Origin of the sequence: Bacillus sp. SJ-10 (genome assembly GCF_002843505.1) — a bacterium.
In the GTDB taxonomy this organism is placed as follows: domain Bacteria; phylum Bacillota; class Bacilli; order Bacillales; family Bacillaceae; genus Bacillus; species Bacillus velezensis.
In genome coordinates, this window is record NZ_CP025258.1 from 2413710 (window position 1) to 2428098 (window position 14389).

At 45.5% G+C, this 14389-nt stretch carries 15 protein-coding genes and 1 riboswitch; of the genes, 13 read left to right on the forward strand and 2 right to left on the reverse strand.

Annotation, left to right across the window (positions count from 1 at the left end; all coding sequences use genetic code 11):
• Positions 1-116 precede the first annotated feature (116 nt).
• The gene (gene sigX / locus CXL14_RS12220; protein ID WP_014418276.1) at positions 117-701 is read left to right on the forward strand and encodes an RNA polymerase sigma factor SigX; all 585 of its coding nucleotides are present in this window, start codon (positions 117-119) and stop codon (positions 699-701) included.
• Positions 676-1740, forward strand: coding sequence for a hypothetical protein (locus CXL14_RS12225; RefSeq protein ID WP_014721442.1), 1065 nt, complete (start codon positions 676-678; stop codon positions 1738-1740). The genes sigX and CXL14_RS12225 overlap by 26 nt, the downstream gene beginning before the upstream one ends.
• A 45-nt stretch (positions 1741-1785) precedes the next feature.
• On the opposite strand, the gene serA is transcribed toward CXL14_RS12225, so the two are convergent.
• Complete coding sequence (serA, locus tag CXL14_RS12230) at positions 1786-3363, reverse strand: phosphoglycerate dehydrogenase (RefSeq protein ID WP_007409437.1); 1578 nt, start codon at positions 3361-3363, stop codon at positions 1786-1788.
• A gap of 207 nt (positions 3364-3570) precedes the next feature.
• A riboswitch (FMN riboswitch) is annotated at positions 3571-3705 on the forward strand.
• 147 nt (positions 3706-3852) lie between these two features.
• On the opposite strand from serA, the gene CXL14_RS12235 reads away from it, so the two are divergent.
• Positions 3853-4425 (forward strand): riboflavin transporter FmnP, encoded by a 573-nt coding sequence (locus tag CXL14_RS12235; RefSeq protein ID WP_003153402.1) that lies wholly within the window; start codon positions 3853-3855, stop codon positions 4423-4425.
• Positions 4426-4560: 135 nt separating this feature from the next.
• On the opposite strand, the gene CXL14_RS12240 is transcribed toward CXL14_RS12235, so the two are convergent.
• Positions 4561-4809, reverse strand: coding sequence for a ferredoxin (locus CXL14_RS12240; protein ID WP_003153403.1), 249 nt, complete (start codon positions 4807-4809; stop codon positions 4561-4563).
• A gap of 268 nt (positions 4810-5077) precedes the next feature.
• Here CXL14_RS12240 and CXL14_RS12245 point away from each other — a divergent pair, with 268 nt between their 5' ends.
• The 10 genes from CXL14_RS12245 to prsW all read left to right on the forward strand — a co-directional run bounded on the left by CXL14_RS12245 (position 5078) and on the right by prsW (position 14384).
• Positions 5078-6136: a YpbB family protein gene (locus CXL14_RS12245; protein ID WP_014418274.1), complete on the forward strand. Its 1059-nt coding sequence runs from the start codon at positions 5078-5080 to the stop codon at positions 6134-6136.
• A complete protein-coding gene (locus tag CXL14_RS12250) occupies positions 6129-7619 on the forward strand; it encodes a RecQ family ATP-dependent DNA helicase (protein WP_014418273.1) in 1491 nt (496 codons plus the stop codon). Before CXL14_RS12245 ends, CXL14_RS12250 begins: the two co-directional genes overlap by 8 nt.
• Positions 7620-7633: 14 nt before the next feature.
• Positions 7634-8221 (forward strand): CPBP family intramembrane glutamic endopeptidase, encoded by a 588-nt coding sequence (locus CXL14_RS12255; protein WP_007409441.1) that lies wholly within the window; start codon positions 7634-7636, stop codon positions 8219-8221.
• The gene (locus CXL14_RS12260; RefSeq protein ID WP_014418272.1) at positions 8199-8969 is read left to right on the forward strand and encodes a LysM peptidoglycan-binding domain-containing protein; all 771 of its coding nucleotides are present in this window, start codon (positions 8199-8201) and stop codon (positions 8967-8969) included. Before CXL14_RS12255 ends, CXL14_RS12260 begins: the two co-directional genes overlap by 23 nt.
• A 68-nt stretch (positions 8970-9037) precedes the next feature.
• Positions 9038-9496, forward strand: coding sequence for a YpbF family protein (locus CXL14_RS12265; RefSeq protein WP_007409443.1), 459 nt, complete (start codon positions 9038-9040; stop codon positions 9494-9496).
• An 86-nt stretch (positions 9497-9582) separates the two neighbouring features.
• Positions 9583-10371, forward strand: coding sequence for a metallophosphoesterase (locus CXL14_RS12270; RefSeq protein WP_014418271.1), 789 nt, complete (start codon positions 9583-9585; stop codon positions 10369-10371).
• Positions 10372-10522: 151 nt separating this feature from the next.
• Complete coding sequence (locus CXL14_RS12275; protein WP_003153412.1) at positions 10523-11107, forward strand: genetic competence negative regulator; 585 nt, start codon at positions 10523-10525, stop codon at positions 11105-11107.
• Between the two features lie 160 nt (positions 11108-11267).
• Positions 11268-12542 carry an NAD-specific glutamate dehydrogenase gene (gene gudB / locus CXL14_RS12280; protein WP_003153413.1) on the forward strand — a complete coding sequence of 425 codons (1275 nt, stop codon included), beginning with the start codon at positions 11268-11270 and terminating at the stop codon, positions 12540-12542.
• A gap of 105 nt (positions 12543-12647) precedes the next feature.
• A complete protein-coding gene (locus CXL14_RS12285) occupies positions 12648-13631 on the forward strand; it encodes a YpdA family putative bacillithiol disulfide reductase (protein ID WP_014418270.1) in 984 nt (327 codons plus the stop codon).
• Positions 13632-13727: 96 nt separating this feature from the next.
• Positions 13728-14384, forward strand: coding sequence for a glutamic-type intramembrane protease PrsW (prsW, locus tag CXL14_RS12290; protein ID WP_003153415.1), 657 nt, complete (start codon positions 13728-13730; stop codon positions 14382-14384).
• Positions 14385-14389: the final 5 nt, after the last annotated feature.

The following is a 14389-nucleotide window of genomic DNA, read 5'->3' on the forward strand; positions in this document are numbered from 1 at the left end:
AAATTTAAGAATATGTTAATATAAATTCCCTTCCAAATTCCAGTTTCTCGTAATATAGTTGTAATGTAACTTTTCAACGCATTTTTACGACAAAAAAGTGAACGGAGGGGTTTCCCATGGAAGAAACCTTTCAGATATTATATGATGCATACCATCAAGATTTATATCAATTTTTATTTTATATGGTAAAAGATAAGTCGCAGGCTGAAGATTTGGCGCAGGAAGTGTATATCCGCGTCTTGAATTCCTATCATACATTTGAAGGAAGAAGCAGTGAAAAAACATGGCTGTTGTCCATCGCACGCCATGTGGCGATTGACTGGTTCCGCAAGCAGCAGACGATCAGACAGCGTATTATGGGTACGTTTGATTGGGATACACAAGATGTCAGAGATCAGCATTTGCTTCCGGACGAACTCGCCGTACAGCATGAAAACGTCCGGGAAATTTATACCGCGCTTGATCATTGCACCATTGATCAAAGAGCTGTTATTATCTTGAGATTTATTCAGGGATATTCCATTCAGGAAACAGCCGCCGCTCTCCGCTTCTCGGAAAGCAAAGTCAAAACGACCCAACACAGAGGGCTCAAAATACTTCGGAAACAGATGGAGCTTTTGAGGGAGGAGCTAATGGATGATGAAGTCATATTGGAACGAAGAAAGAGTAGAGGAGTTGTTAAGACAACTTCCGGCGGTTAGAGATCATCGTTCACCCGAGGCCATTTACCGGAATATTGAAACAGGTAAACCGTACAGGAAAAAGCCGGCCCGAAGCTGGATCGGCCCCGCCGCAGCCGGCGTCTGCGCATTGTGCATCGCTCTGATTATATCTCCTCACCTGATGACAAACAAATCTTCCGGTGATCTTACCGCTGACAGCCGCCAGACAGAAAAAGCCAGTCAGTCAGCTTCTGTCAAGCCGCCGGATCAGAAGACGTTCGTCGTCTCAAACCAAAACAAAAACAATTACATTACTTTGGCATTTGCCGATTCAGAAACATCCGCCGTCATTCCGGTCAGTTTTGAAAAAAAGAAGCCGGATGAATCGGTTTCAGAGGCTTTATCGGAAGCGGAAAACCTAGAAGTGCCCGAATCCTTCCTGTCTGTGCCGAACCTTTTGGACGGTGTGCAGGTAACGGCGGATAAGAAGGATTTGCTTGTGCAGGTAAACGGACGGCTTTCTATCGAATCAGTTGCCGATGCTGACTTATTGAAAAAGATGCTGAAAGAGACTTTGACATGGAGTCCTTACGAGCGGATTAAATTGAAAAAGGTTCAAAACGGAGCCGGACAGGATTTTTATAAATCTTACGGCATTTCCGCTGAGATGTCCGTACATAAACAGACAAACCGGGCGTATTTTTCTTACAGCGACAGTCTGGGACAAGAGTATCTCATCCCGTCTGAACAAACCTATTATTCAGTATATCAGGCTATTGACGGGATGAAGACAACAGACGGAGGCTCACAGACCGCGAGCATTATAGAAGCAGATGCGATTGCATCGGTATCGGAAAGGGAAGACGGCGAGCAGCTGCGGATTCAATTGTCCGAAAAACATAAGGTTGAAGATTCGCTGGAAGGGATTTTAATGATCGAAGGGCTTCTGTTAACCGCGAAGGAATTCGGTTATTCTGAGGTGCTGTTCACACATGCGCATACAAAGAAAATCGGTAATTATGATGTGACAAAACCTATCGCTGTGCCTGCGGCGCCTAATCCGCTTCCAAGCCATTAAACGTAAAAAACCCAAAACATATGAATGTTTTGGGTTTTTTGTTGGTTACGGAAGGTCAATCAGTTTAACGGAAACAATATCCTGAATTGAAGTCAGCTCATTGACGACTTTATCATCTAAATGTTTATCAAAAGAAAGCATCATAATGGCTTCTCCGCCTTTTTCTTTACGGCCTACCTGCATGGTAGCGATATTGATATCGTTATCGCCGAGGATGCGTCCGACGCGTCCGATTACACCAGTCGTATCCTGGTGCTGGATATAAACGAGGTGGCCGGCAGGATTTAAGTCAATATTAAAGCCGTTCAGTTCAACGATTCGTTCACCGAAGTGAGGGATATACGTAGCCGTTAACGTAAATGTGCTCCGGTCTCCGGTTACTTTTACGCTGATGCAGTTATCATATCCTGATTCATTGGAGGAAATCTTCTCGCTGAAGCTGATTCCGCGTTCTTTTGCTACACCGCCGGCGTTCACTTCATTGACCGTTGAGTCTACACGCGGTTTTAAGAAACCGGACAGCAGGCTTTTTGTAATAAATGATGTTTCAAGTTTGGCGATGGTGCCTTCATATTGAATCGCAACATCTTTGACGGGTTCCTTCATACATTGTGACACGAGACTTCCGATTTTATCGGCAATTTGGTGATAAGGCTGGATTTTTTTGAATTCATCTTTCGTCATCGCAGGCAGATTGATCGCTGACATGACAGGCAGACCTTTTGCAAACTGCAGCACTTCTTCAGAAACCTGTGCCGCGACATTCAGCTGTGCTTCTTTCGTTGAAGCGCCTAAGTGAGGTGTGGCGATCACCAGCGGATGGTCGGGAAGCTTTGATTCAACTGGCGGTTCCACTTCAAACACGTCAAGGGCAGCGCCTGCGACATGGCCGCTTTCCAGCGCTTCCAAAAGCGCAGCTTCATCAATAATGCCGCCTCTTGCGCAGTTGATAAGGCGGACGCCTTTTTTTGTTTTGGCAATGGTTTCTCTGTTAAGCAGTCCTTTTGTTTCCTTTGTTAAAGGCGTGTGGACGGTAATGATATCCGCGCTTTCAAGCACTTCTTCGAATGTCCGGCTGTTTACGCCGATTTTGCCGGCTCTCTCTTCGGTTAAGAAAGGATCGAATACATGAACCGTCATACCGAACGCTCTGGCGCGCTGGGCAATCTCGCTTCCGATCCGGCCCAGACCGACAATGCCTAAAGTCTTTCCGTAGAGCTCCGCCCCGACAAAAGCCGTCCGGTTCCATTCTCTTGATTTTACTGAGATATTGGCTTGCGGAATGTGTCTCATTAATGAAGAAATCATCGCGAATGTATGCTCTGCCGTTGAAATGGTGTTTCCATTCGGCGCGTTTATCACGATAACCCCATGTTTTGTGGCCTCATCAATGTCGATGTTGTCTACCCCGACACCGGCTCTGCCGACGATTTTTAAAGAGGTCATTTTTTTAAACAATTCTTCGGTTACTTTCGTGGCACTGCGGACTAACAGGGCATCAAAGGTATGTAATTCATCTTCTGCATCCGCGACGTTTTTTTGAACAATTTCTATAAAGTCTGATTCCATCAGCGGCTTTAAGCCGTCATTGCTCATCTTATCTGAGACCAAAACTCGAAACATTGTTAGATTTCCTCCTAGTTTAGCTGACTAAATATCTGATAATTTATCATATTCTCAATAGAGTGTCAATGTGTAGTGACGCAGTAAAGGAGAAAAGGACACCGCAGAATCAGCTGAAAATCGGGCTTCCCCAATATTTTATTTAAATTTGAGCAGTTCTCTATACAATTGCAATTTGATCATATATAATGTGAATAAATTCATAAGATCAATCTTCGGGGCAGGGTGAAATTCCCTACCGGCGGTGATGAGCATCATGCTCTAAGCCCGCGAGCTGCTTCGGCGGCAGGATCCGGTGAGATTCCGGAGCCGACAGTATAGTCTGGATGGGAGAAGATGGAGGTTCAGCAGACGTTTTGATGCTTATATCAAACGTTTCTTTGCCAAGCCTTAGTAAGCTCCCGCTTTTTAACAAAAGCGGTTTTTTTATTGGGGCGCAAAAGAACCTTTCCTCTTTTCGAGAGATTTGATCGAAAAGGAGAGAGCATTGTGAAAGTAAAAAAATTAGTTGTCATCAGTATGCTTAGCAGTATTGCTTTTGTGCTTATGCTGTTAAATTTCCCGTTTCCGGGTCTGCCGGATTACTTGAAAATTGATTTCAGTGACGTTCCTGCAATTATCGCCATTTTGGTATACGGGCCTGCGGCGGGGATTGCGGTTGAAGCGATTAAAAATATTCTGCAGTATATCATTCAAGGAAGCATGGCCGGCGTGCCTGTCGGGCAGGCAGCCAATTTTATCGCGGGAACGCTGTTTATTCTGCCGACGGCGTTTATGTTTAAAAAGCTCAATTCTGCAAAAGGTCTTGCGGTGAGCCTTCTGGCCGGAACCGCGGCGATGACCGTGCTGATGAGTATTTTGAACTATATTCTTATCCTGCCCGCGTATACTTGGTTTTTACATTCACCGGCACTGTCAAACAGCCAGTTAAAAACGGCGGTTGTCGCAGGAATTCTGCCGTTTAACATTGTAAAAGGCATTATCATCACCATCGTCTTTACGTTCATCTTTACGAAGCTGAAACCTTGGATTGAACAAAAACGCAGCATCCAAACACAATAAAGACTGAAAGCGTCCGCTCTGTGAAAACAGCCGGACGCTTTTTTGTTTGTGCTGATCGCAAAAAATAAGACTCCGGCCGATAACAGCCGGAGTCTTATTCAGGACGAAAAAGCTCCTCTCACGGAGAGGGCTTTTTTATTCGTATTTCAGCGGGTCGCCTTCGAACGGTTCATCCGCAACTTTGATTGAATCAGTAGGGCATCCTTCAAATGCGTCAATCATATCTTCTTCCAGAACTTCCGGAACTTCGACGACGCCTTTATTTTCGTCAAGCGTAACGAACGCAATGCCTTCATCATCATAATCATAAATGTCTGGTGCCGCAGCTCCGCAGGCGCCGCATGCAATACACGTATCTTTATCTACAATTGTGTACTTTGCCATGAATAAAACCTCCCAGATTGTTCGTGTTGGAACAAATGGTTTACCTTATATATTTTTAAATATAACACCTATTCCTCTTACTTATTGTAATGATGTTAGTGTCAAATTTCAACAGAAAAATGATTGAGAATGCTTATCACATAAGGGATTCTCTTTAGCACTTCCCCCTAAAAGATGACTTTAAACGTCAAATTTATATGAAAATCTGTTAAAATAAAAAGAACCAAAAAACGAAACTTGTCACAGAAGAAATGTAGGTGTGTTTAGATTGGCGATAAACTTCTTTGATACCGTGGTTCTCGACTGTCTGGACAAAATAGACGGCGAACGGACTCCGAGTGCTGTGTTTCATTTATTAAAAGGAAAAAAGTCGTCTCAAACCATTCAGGATGCCGGCTTATTTCAGATCGCTAAATATTTCGGCATGGCTTCACAGTGTGAACGCGGCGATATTGCTGCTTCTTTGCATAAACTCACCGAGAGCTCATACATCACAGCCGGAAAAGAAGAGGGGACGTGGAAAGTGACTGCGCGCGGCGTTCAAAAGCTTGAACGGGCGTTTGCCGAGCGGCCTTGGCCGAAGCACTGCCACGGCGCGAATTATCAAACGCCTGCTGGCACCCTGTGGAGGCGGCTTTCCCTGCTCATTCAAGTCCTGTCAAACAAAGAGCATCAATGCAGTCAATATATCCCGGTTACCAACGATGTGCAGACGCTGAGATGGGTCAAACGGTTCATGCGGAAAAACAGAGATGCTAAAGAGCTTTCCGTCCAAATGCATGACGCGCTGTTTCAGCTTCTGCAAGGCGTAAGTGAACGGCAGGCGCTTATTTTTGTCTATTCTTTAACTTCATTCAACAGAATCGGCAAAACGAATAAGCAGCTCGCTCTCCAGCTGAACGAAGATGAATGGTATGTGTCCGTCCAGTTTTGGGGAGCGGTACATTATGTTATTCAATCGCTTCCGCAATGTGCATATCCCGCTCTGCGCGAGCTGCTGTCCGATCTGCAGGCGGAAAGCGCGCTGACACAGTCTGCCAGAAAAACCTTTGAGCTGTTGGAAAAAGGGTTTCCGATTGAACGGATCGCCGCGGTCAGAAATTTAAAAACCGCCACAATCGAAGATCATATCGTAGAAATATCATTGCACCAGCCTGCATTTTTTATAGAACAGTATCTTTCTGAAGAGGAACAGCGTATGATAACGGCATTTGCAAAACAGCATCAAACGAATAAAATTAAACGGATTCGCGAAGGAATGCAGATGCGCTTCAGCTATTTTCAGATCAGGCTGGCGCTGGCAAAGACGGTGAATCAGCATGACTGAGCTGCATAAAGCTTTATCCAGGTATTTTGGTTTGCATTCCTTTAAAAAAGGGCAGGAAGAGATTATGACTAGTGTGCTCCAAAAAAAAGATACGATCGCCATGCTTCCGACCGGCGGGGGAAAATCATTATGCTATCAGCTCCCGGGTTACATGATGGACGGGCTGGTGCTGATTATTTCACCGCTTCTTTCATTAATGGAAGATCAGGTGCAGCAGCTGAAAGCGAAAGGGGAAAAGCGGGTTGCGGCATTAAACAGCATGCTGAATTCCGCAGAGCGGCATTTTATCCTCAGCAACATCAGCCGGTATAAATTTCTCTATATGTCTCCTGAAGCCCTTTCTTCACCTTATGTGCTGAACCGTTTGAAAAATGTCCCGGTCAGTTTATTTGTTATTGATGAGGCTCATTGCATATCAGAATGGGGACATGATTTCAGGCCTGATTATTCGAAGCTCGGACCTTTCAGGCAGGCACTCGGAAAGCCGCCTGTATTGGCGCTGACCGCAACAGCGACAAAAGAAACGCTCAGAGACGTGACGGATGTGCTCGGCCTTGAGCATGCGGTGCGTCATCTTTATTCAGTCAACCGGCCGAATATTCTCCTGGCGGCAGAACATTTGGCGGATAATGCCGAGAAAATAAGCAGGCTCACGGAGCTTGCCGAAAAGCTTGAAGGCCCGGGTATCATATATTGTCCGACCAGAAAATGGGCGGAAGAGCTTGCGGCTGAGCTGAATGAAAAAACGGGAAAGCGGACGGATTATTATCACGGCGGAATGGATACAGGGGACAGAATCTTGATCCAGCAGCAATTTATCCATAACCAGCTTGATTGCATCTGCTGCACCAATGCGTTCGGCATGGGTGTGGATAAGTCAGATATCCGCTTTGTCATTCACTTTTATCCTCCCCAAACGGCCGAGGCCTTTATGCAGGAAATCGGCAGAGCGGGACGCGACGGCAGCCCGAGTGTCAGTATTTTGCTGAGGGCGCCCGGCGATACCGAGCTTCAGCAGCAGATTATTCAGACAGAAAGCCTGTCTGATTATGACCTGGAAGCCATTCTGGCCGTCATACGGGATGCCGGTACGGGTGATGAGCGAAAGCTTCGGGACGTTCTGATCAATAAGGGCGTCCAGGAAACACAGGCGCGAACGGCCGTCCATCTGTATCTGCAAGGAAAAACCACAAAAGAGCAGCTGCAGGAAGAACTGACATACCGCGTGGAAAAAAAGCTGCGTAAAATGAATCGTTTTTCGGCGTTATTAGAGCGGAAAGAATGTATAAGAGAAGCGCTGCTGTCTTATTTTGATGAACCGTATGAGCCTGATGGTCAAACCGGACAATGCTGCAGCAGCTGCGGACTTGATCTGGCTCCGTACGAGCAAAAAGGAGAACGTAAAAACATGGAACGGTTTGAAGATTGGAAGCTGGAATTAGGCCGGATTTTCGGTTCAGAGTCTGCGGGTGAGTTCAGCTGAGACGGCAAAGCGAATTGATCCGGCAGCTCTCAGACCGGGAGATTGTGATGCAGCTGTATGCCACCCAATTGCTCATATTGGCGGTTTCAGCTGTTATTGGCTTTTTCTTTTTCACCGACATTCACGATTTTTTAAAGCTGTGGCATATACGTGACGATAATATCATATGGTACGGTGTAACTCTTGCCGTCCTTGTCATTTTTGCCGATCTTGCGGTGATGAAATGGTGTCCTTCGCATTTATATGATGACGGCGGCATTAATGTATTGCTTTTTAAGAACAGGCCGGTTTTGCACATTTTGTTTTTGACGCTTCTCATTTCGTTCAGCGAAGAGATTTTGTTCAGAGGTGTTCTGCAGACACATATCGGCTTATGGGCCGCCAGCTTCATTTTTACCGTGCTTCATTTCAGATACTTGGCGAAGTGGCTTCTGTTTATGATGGTTGCGGGCATCAGTCTTTTGCTGGGGCTTATCTATGAATGGACCGGCAATTTATTCGTTCCGGTTACAGCGCATTTTATTATTGATGCGGTATTTGCCTGTCAGATCCGTTTTCAATATGTTAGGAGGGGTTTGCATGACGGAAATGTCAAGAGTTGAAAGAAGAAAAGCTCAGCTGCGTGCCGAGCAGCAGGTTGCCGCGGCCGCGGATGAACAAATTGAATATCTTGAAGACAGCCTCCCGACAAGACAATCTGTAAAAGAGGAGCGTAAAAAAAAGGAAGAGCAGGTAAAGGAAAAAACCAAAACAAAAACGCCGCTGTTCACTTTTCTGACCGTCCTGTTCATTATCGTAACAATCGGTGTCTTTTTCGGTCTTCTTTATATGACGAACAGCAGCAGATTTGACCCGAAGGACTATGAAGATGTCTTCATAGACCACAGTGAAAGCGCGCCTGCCGTTATTCCGAAAGGCGCTCAGAAAGAAACATCAGAAACCGCTCTTTTAGAACAACAGAAAAAAAAGTCTGACGACAAAGATAAGAAAGAAGCGGCTGCATCTGAAAAAACGAAAGAAAAACCAAGTGAAAAAACACCTGAAAAAACGGAAACGCCCTCAGAAAAACAAGTAAAGCCGACAGACACCGAATACGCGGAGACAAAACAGCAGTCTCCGCCGGCTGTCCGTGAAAAAGCGGCTCCGGCTTCCGCGAGTGATCAAGCCGGGACTGTCCCGAAAAAAGTGCGGACCGTACAGCATACTGTACAGCCGAAAGAAACGCTTTACCGCATTTCAATGAAATATTATAAAAGCCGGGCGGGCGAAGAAAAAATCCGCAGCTACAACGGATTAAACGGAAACGACGTGTACACCGGCCAGGTTCTGAACATTCCGCTGTCTGATTAAAATAAATGCATGTTTTCACCGTGTTTTTCATATAGTGTACCAATGAAAACGGACAAGGTGTGAAGCGCATGGATTCTTTATGGAAGCAATTAGACCGATTTGCTGACGGACCGACGAAACAAATGCTTCAGGCGCTGGTGAAACGGAAATTAAAATACGAAAATTATGCCGCACAATGCCGAAGATGGCAGTGGGCGTCCCTCGTTTGTTTTTCCCTGATGTGCATACTGCTGATGTTTAAAAGCTTTAATGCCCCCCAAGCCTCTCCGCAGCTGATTCTGCAGGAAATATTAGGCCATACGGTTTACTTGTGCTGGATTATGGCTTCCGCTTTTGCGTATTGCACTTCTTATTATTTTAAAAAAAAGGAAGAAAAAGCTGAGGGTGAATTTCATAAACTGAGATGTGAAATTATCCAAAAAAGCACGGATTTATGGCCCCAGCCTGAAAAATGGAGGGCGAGAGAATCTGTTTTTCACTTGATGAAACATCGGTATGATATCAATCTTTATTTTGAAAGCAAATAAAATGAGGCGTTTTCCGGAAAGGATAGAAACGTCTTTTTTTGTTTGTCCGTCTAATATAAGACAATGACAGAATGGAGAGTGCGTTTATGAAGCTTACAGCGGGAATTCTCGGCTCATTGGCGGGAGCGGCTGCGGTTATGGCGGCCGTTATGTACAAAACGGCAAACGGCAGCCATCTGAAAACACATACATTTACGCTTGATAAAATGAAGGGGATGAAGCCGCTCACCATCTTCTTTATATCTGACGTGCACCGCCGTTTAATTGATGAAAAGCTTCTCCGCGAAGCGGCAGTTCATAAGCCGGATGCCGTTTTGCTCGGCGGTGATTTGGCGGAGGGCGGAGTTCCTTACGCCAGAATTGAAGAAAACATCAAACGTCTGACGGTTCTTGCGCCTGTCATGTATGTGTGGGGAAATAACGATTACGAGGTCAGCCAGCAAAAACTGCTCTCTCTTTTACGGGCATATAAAGTGATCCCGCTGAGAAATGAATCGGTTCAGTTTGCTTATAAAGGGGAAACCGTTACGATCTGCGGGGTGGATGATATCAGGATGATGATGGATGATTACGAATCTGCAATCAGATATACGGATGCTGACAAAGTAAACCTCCTGCTTTGCCATAACCCGGACATCCATGAGCAGATGAGGGAGTCAGACGGGATTGACGCTGTGTTCAGCGGCCATACGCATGGCGGCCAAATCCGTTTCGGCCGGTTCGGGCCGTACGAATTGGGCGGGACGGGAACGGTAAAAAAAGCGCATTACCTGATCAGCAACGGCTACGGGACGACAAAAGTTCCGCTGAGGCTCGGGGCGAAACCGGAGACGCATATGATTACGCTGTGCGGACCGGATGAGCCGTCTTCCTGAAACAAACCCGGCCGCGGTGATAAAAAACGGCATTCTGCTTGTCTTCCCGCTGTACACGGTGTAAACTGATAACAAATTAAGAACCTATGACTCATTTATTCATATACTGTGTTATATGATTTGTGTGCAAGAAGAGGCAGGAGGGAACATTATGCGGCTTGAGCGTCTGAACTATAATAAGATTAAAATCTTTTTAACCCTCGACGATTTGACTGATCGGGGACTGACAAAAGAAGACCTCTGGAAGGACTCGTTTAAAGTCCACCAGTTATTTAAAGATATGATGAATGAAGCAAATACAGAGCTCGGCTTTGAAGCGAATGGTCCGATCGCGGTGGAAGTATATTCTCTTCAGGCACAAGGCATGGTTGTGATTGTAACGAAAAATCATGACGCGGACGCAGAAGATGACGAATATGACGATGATTATATCGAGATGCAGGTCAAACTTGACGAAAGCCCGGATATTATTTATCAGTTCCATTCGTTTGAAGATATCATTCAGCTTGCCGGAAGCCTTCACCGAATCGGGATTACCGGCGGCACCGTCTACCACTATGAGAACCAATACTATGTAAGCCTTGAAGACCTCGGCTCCCGTTCCGCCGAAGGCGTCATCGCGGTGCTGGCTGAATACGGACACCCGGCGACGATTACGATTTACAGACTCCATGAGTACGGAAAACTCATCATGGACGGCAATGCTGTGGAGACCATCCAGAAACATTTTTCATAAAAAAGATTTGAAACGGCAGCTGTTTTCAGCGGCCGTCTTTTTTTAAGCGAAATAATGGAAAAATCATTGTCTTTCTTCTATGCACGGAGATATTGAAGGTGTATACTAGTCACTGAAAGGGAGCATGAGAGAAACAGAAGATTTTAGGAGGTTAACTCAAATGGCAGCCGATCGATTCACCGGTCATAATGAAGAAGACAAACATGATGTATTAAAATCAACCCAAACCGTAATACATAAAGCTCTGGAAAAATTGGGGTATCCAGAAGAAGTGTATGAACTGCTGAAAGAGCCGCTCAGATTATTAACGGTTAAAATTCCTGTTCGGATGGATGACGGGTCTGTGAAAATATTTACAGGCTATCGTGCGCAGCACAATGATTCCGTAGGTCCGACAAAAGGCGGCATTCGTTTTCACCCGAATGTAACTGAAAAAGAGGTGAAAGCACTTTCCATCTGGATGAGTTTAAAATGCGGAATTATTGATCTTCCTTATGGCGGTGGTAAAGGCGGAATTGTTTGTGATCCGAGAAATATGTCATTCAGAGAGCTTGAAAGGCTGAGCAGGGGATATGTCAGAGCAATCAGTCAGATTGTCGGACCGACTAAAGACGTCCCGGCACCTGACGTATTTACAAACTCGCAGATTATGGCTTGGATGATGGATGAATATTCAAGAATTGATGAATTTAACTCACCCGGCTTTATTACGGGAAAACCGCTTGTACTCGGCGGGTCCCACGGCAGGGAATCAGCTACGGCAAAAGGCGTTACCATCTGTATAAAAGAAGCGGCCAAGAAAAAAGGTCTCGATATTCAGAACGCGCGCGTCGTCGTACAAGGTTTCGGAAATGCGGGCAGCTATCTGGCCAAGTTTATGCATGACGCCGGCGCGAAAGTTGTCGGAATTTCTGACGCGTACGGAGGCCTTTACGATCCGGACGGTCTTGATATTGATTATCTGCTTGACCGCAGAGACAGCTTCGGAACGGTGACGAAGCTTTTCAATGACACCATTACGAATCAGGAGCTGCTTGAGCTGGACTGTGATATACTTGTCCCGGCGGCGATCGAAAACCAAATTACAGAAGAAAACGCTGACCGCATCAAAGCGAAAATCGTTGTAGAAGCGGCAAACGGACCGACGACACTGGAAGGAACGAAAATCCTGACAGACAAAGGAACGCTGCTGGTTCCCGATGTTCTGGCGAGCGCCGGCGGTGTAACGGTTTCTTATTTCGAATGGGTTCAAAACAACCAAGGCTTCTACTGGAGTGAAGAAGAAGTCGAGGAAAAACTGGAAAATATGATGATAAAATCGTTTAATAATATTTATGAAATGTCCCAAAACCGCCGGATTGACATGAGGCTTGCGGCTTACATGGTCGGCGTGCGGAAAATGGCTGAGGCTTCGCGTTTCAGAGGCTGGATATAAACCAATCGTTTGCATAAACAAAAAAAATCTCCTATGATAATATAGGAGATTTTTTATATGAGTGGAAACTTATGATGGAAATGCCAATCGCAGGAGTTGAAGGACATGACAGAAGAAAAAGCAATTATAATAGGCGGAGGTCCTTGCGGATTATCGGCGGCTATACATCTGAAGCAAATTGGCGTGAACGCGCTTGTGATCGAAAAAGGGAATGTCGTAAACAGCATTTATAACTATCCGACCCACCAAACTTTTTTCAGTTCAAGTGAAAAATTGGAGATCGGCGATGTTGCCTTTATTACGGAAAACAGAAAACCGGTCCGAATACAGGCTCTCTCTTACTACAGAGAGGTCGTCAGAAGAAAAGAGCTGCGCGTAAACGCCTTTGAAACAGTGGAGCGCGTAACGAAACAGGAAGACGGCCGTTTTCTTGTAGAAACATCAAAAGACCGCTACCTCACTCCGTTTTGTATCATTGCGACAGGATATTATGATCATCCGAATTATATGAACATCCCGGGTGAAGGGCTTCCTAAGGTATTTCATTACTTTAAAGAAGGCCATCCTTATTTTGATAAAGATGTTGCTGTGATCGGCGGGAAAAACTCAAGTGTTGACGCGGCTTTGGAACTGGTGAAGTCCGGTGCGCGCGTCACTGTGCTCTACAGAGGACATGAGTACTCCCCGAGCATCAAGCCGTGGATTCTGCCTGAGTTTGAGGCCCTTGTCAGAAACGGCACAATCCGGATGGAATTCGGCGCTTGTCTTGAAGAAGTGACGGAAGATGAAATCATTTTCCGCTCCGGCCGAAATGAGACGGTCCGGCTGAAAAACGATTTCGTATTTGCCATGACGGGATACCATCCCGATCACGGTTTCCTCGAAAAAATCGGTGTGCGGATTGATGCTGAATCAGGCCGGCCGTTTTTCCGGGAAGAAACGATGGAAACAAATGTTGACGGTGTTTTTATCGCCGGAGTCATTGCGGCTGGAAATAACGCCAATGAAATTTTTATCGAGAACGGCCGTTTTCACGGCGGCTTGATCGCAAACGAAATATCAAAACGGCTGGGTAGAGAGAGCATATGATCATTCATATGCTCTTTTTTAAAAAAATTGAAAGATGTAAAAATATGAACAACATGGTACCATAGATATAGGAATATAAAGGAAAGAGGTTGCCTGATGTTTGCAATCATCTCTGCAGGAATTGCTCCCGGCATTGCGCTGTTAAGCTATTTTTATTTAAAAGATCAGTATGACAATGAACCCGTACATATGGTGCTGAGGTCTTTTTTTCTCGGGGTTGTCCTTGTGTTTCCGACCATGTTTATCCAATATGTTCTTGAAAAAGAGCATGTGGGGGGAGGAAGCTTTTTCGTTTCGTTTTTGTCTTCGGGATTTCTGGAAGAATCGGTGAAATGGTTCGTTCTGATGATCAGTGTGTATCCGCATGCTCATTTTGATGAGCATTATGACGGAATCGTTTACGGGGCCAGTGTGTCTTTAGGATTTGCCACGCTTGAAAATATTCTGTATCTATTCGGCCACGGCGTTGAGCATGCTTTCATCAGGGCGCTTCTGCCGGTCTCCTGCCATGCGCTGATCGGAGTGATTATGGGATTTTATCTCGGAAAAGCCCGCTTTTCGCAGAAAAAAGCCCGTGTCAAATGGCTTGTGATTTCGCTGGCCGTGCCTTCATGTCTGCACGGTTCTTACGATTTTATTCTTACCGCCCTCAATCATTGGGTATATTATATGCTGCCGTTTATGCTGTTTTTATGGTGGTTCGGGCTGCGAAAGGCAAAAAAAGCACGCTCCGTCAATATGATCCAAGTGTGAAGAAA

What these genes read in the sequence shown, in the direction of transcription:
- sigX (WP_014418276.1), top strand. Translation starts at nt 117, where the DNA reads ATGGAAGAAACCTTTCAGATATTATATGATGCATACCATCAAGATTTA.
- serA (WP_007409437.1), bottom strand. Translation starts at nt 3,363, where the DNA reads ATGTTTCGAGTTTTGGTCTCAGATAAGATGAGCAATGACGGCTTAAAG.
- CXL14_RS12240 (WP_003153403.1), bottom strand. Translation starts at nt 4,809, where the DNA reads ATGGCAAAGTACACAATTGTAGATAAAGATACGTGTATTGCATGCGGC.
- CXL14_RS12250 (WP_014418273.1), top strand. Translation starts at nt 6,129, where the DNA reads ATGACTGAGCTGCATAAAGCTTTATCCAGGTATTTTGGTTTGCATTCC.
- CXL14_RS12260 (WP_014418272.1), top strand. Translation starts at nt 8,199, where the DNA reads ATGACGGAAATGTCAAGAGTTGAAAGAAGAAAAGCTCAGCTGCGTGCC.
- CXL14_RS12265 (WP_007409443.1), top strand. Translation starts at nt 9,038, where the DNA reads ATGGATTCTTTATGGAAGCAATTAGACCGATTTGCTGACGGACCGACG.
- CXL14_RS12270 (WP_014418271.1), top strand. Translation starts at nt 9,583, where the DNA reads ATGAAGCTTACAGCGGGAATTCTCGGCTCATTGGCGGGAGCGGCTGCG.
- CXL14_RS12275 (WP_003153412.1), top strand. Translation starts at nt 10,523, where the DNA reads ATGCGGCTTGAGCGTCTGAACTATAATAAGATTAAAATCTTTTTAACC.
- gudB (WP_003153413.1), top strand. Translation starts at nt 11,268, where the DNA reads ATGGCAGCCGATCGATTCACCGGTCATAATGAAGAAGACAAACATGAT.
- CXL14_RS12285 (WP_014418270.1), top strand. Translation starts at nt 12,648, where the DNA reads ATGACAGAAGAAAAAGCAATTATAATAGGCGGAGGTCCTTGCGGATTA.
- prsW (WP_003153415.1), top strand. Translation starts at nt 13,728, where the DNA reads ATGTTTGCAATCATCTCTGCAGGAATTGCTCCCGGCATTGCGCTGTTA.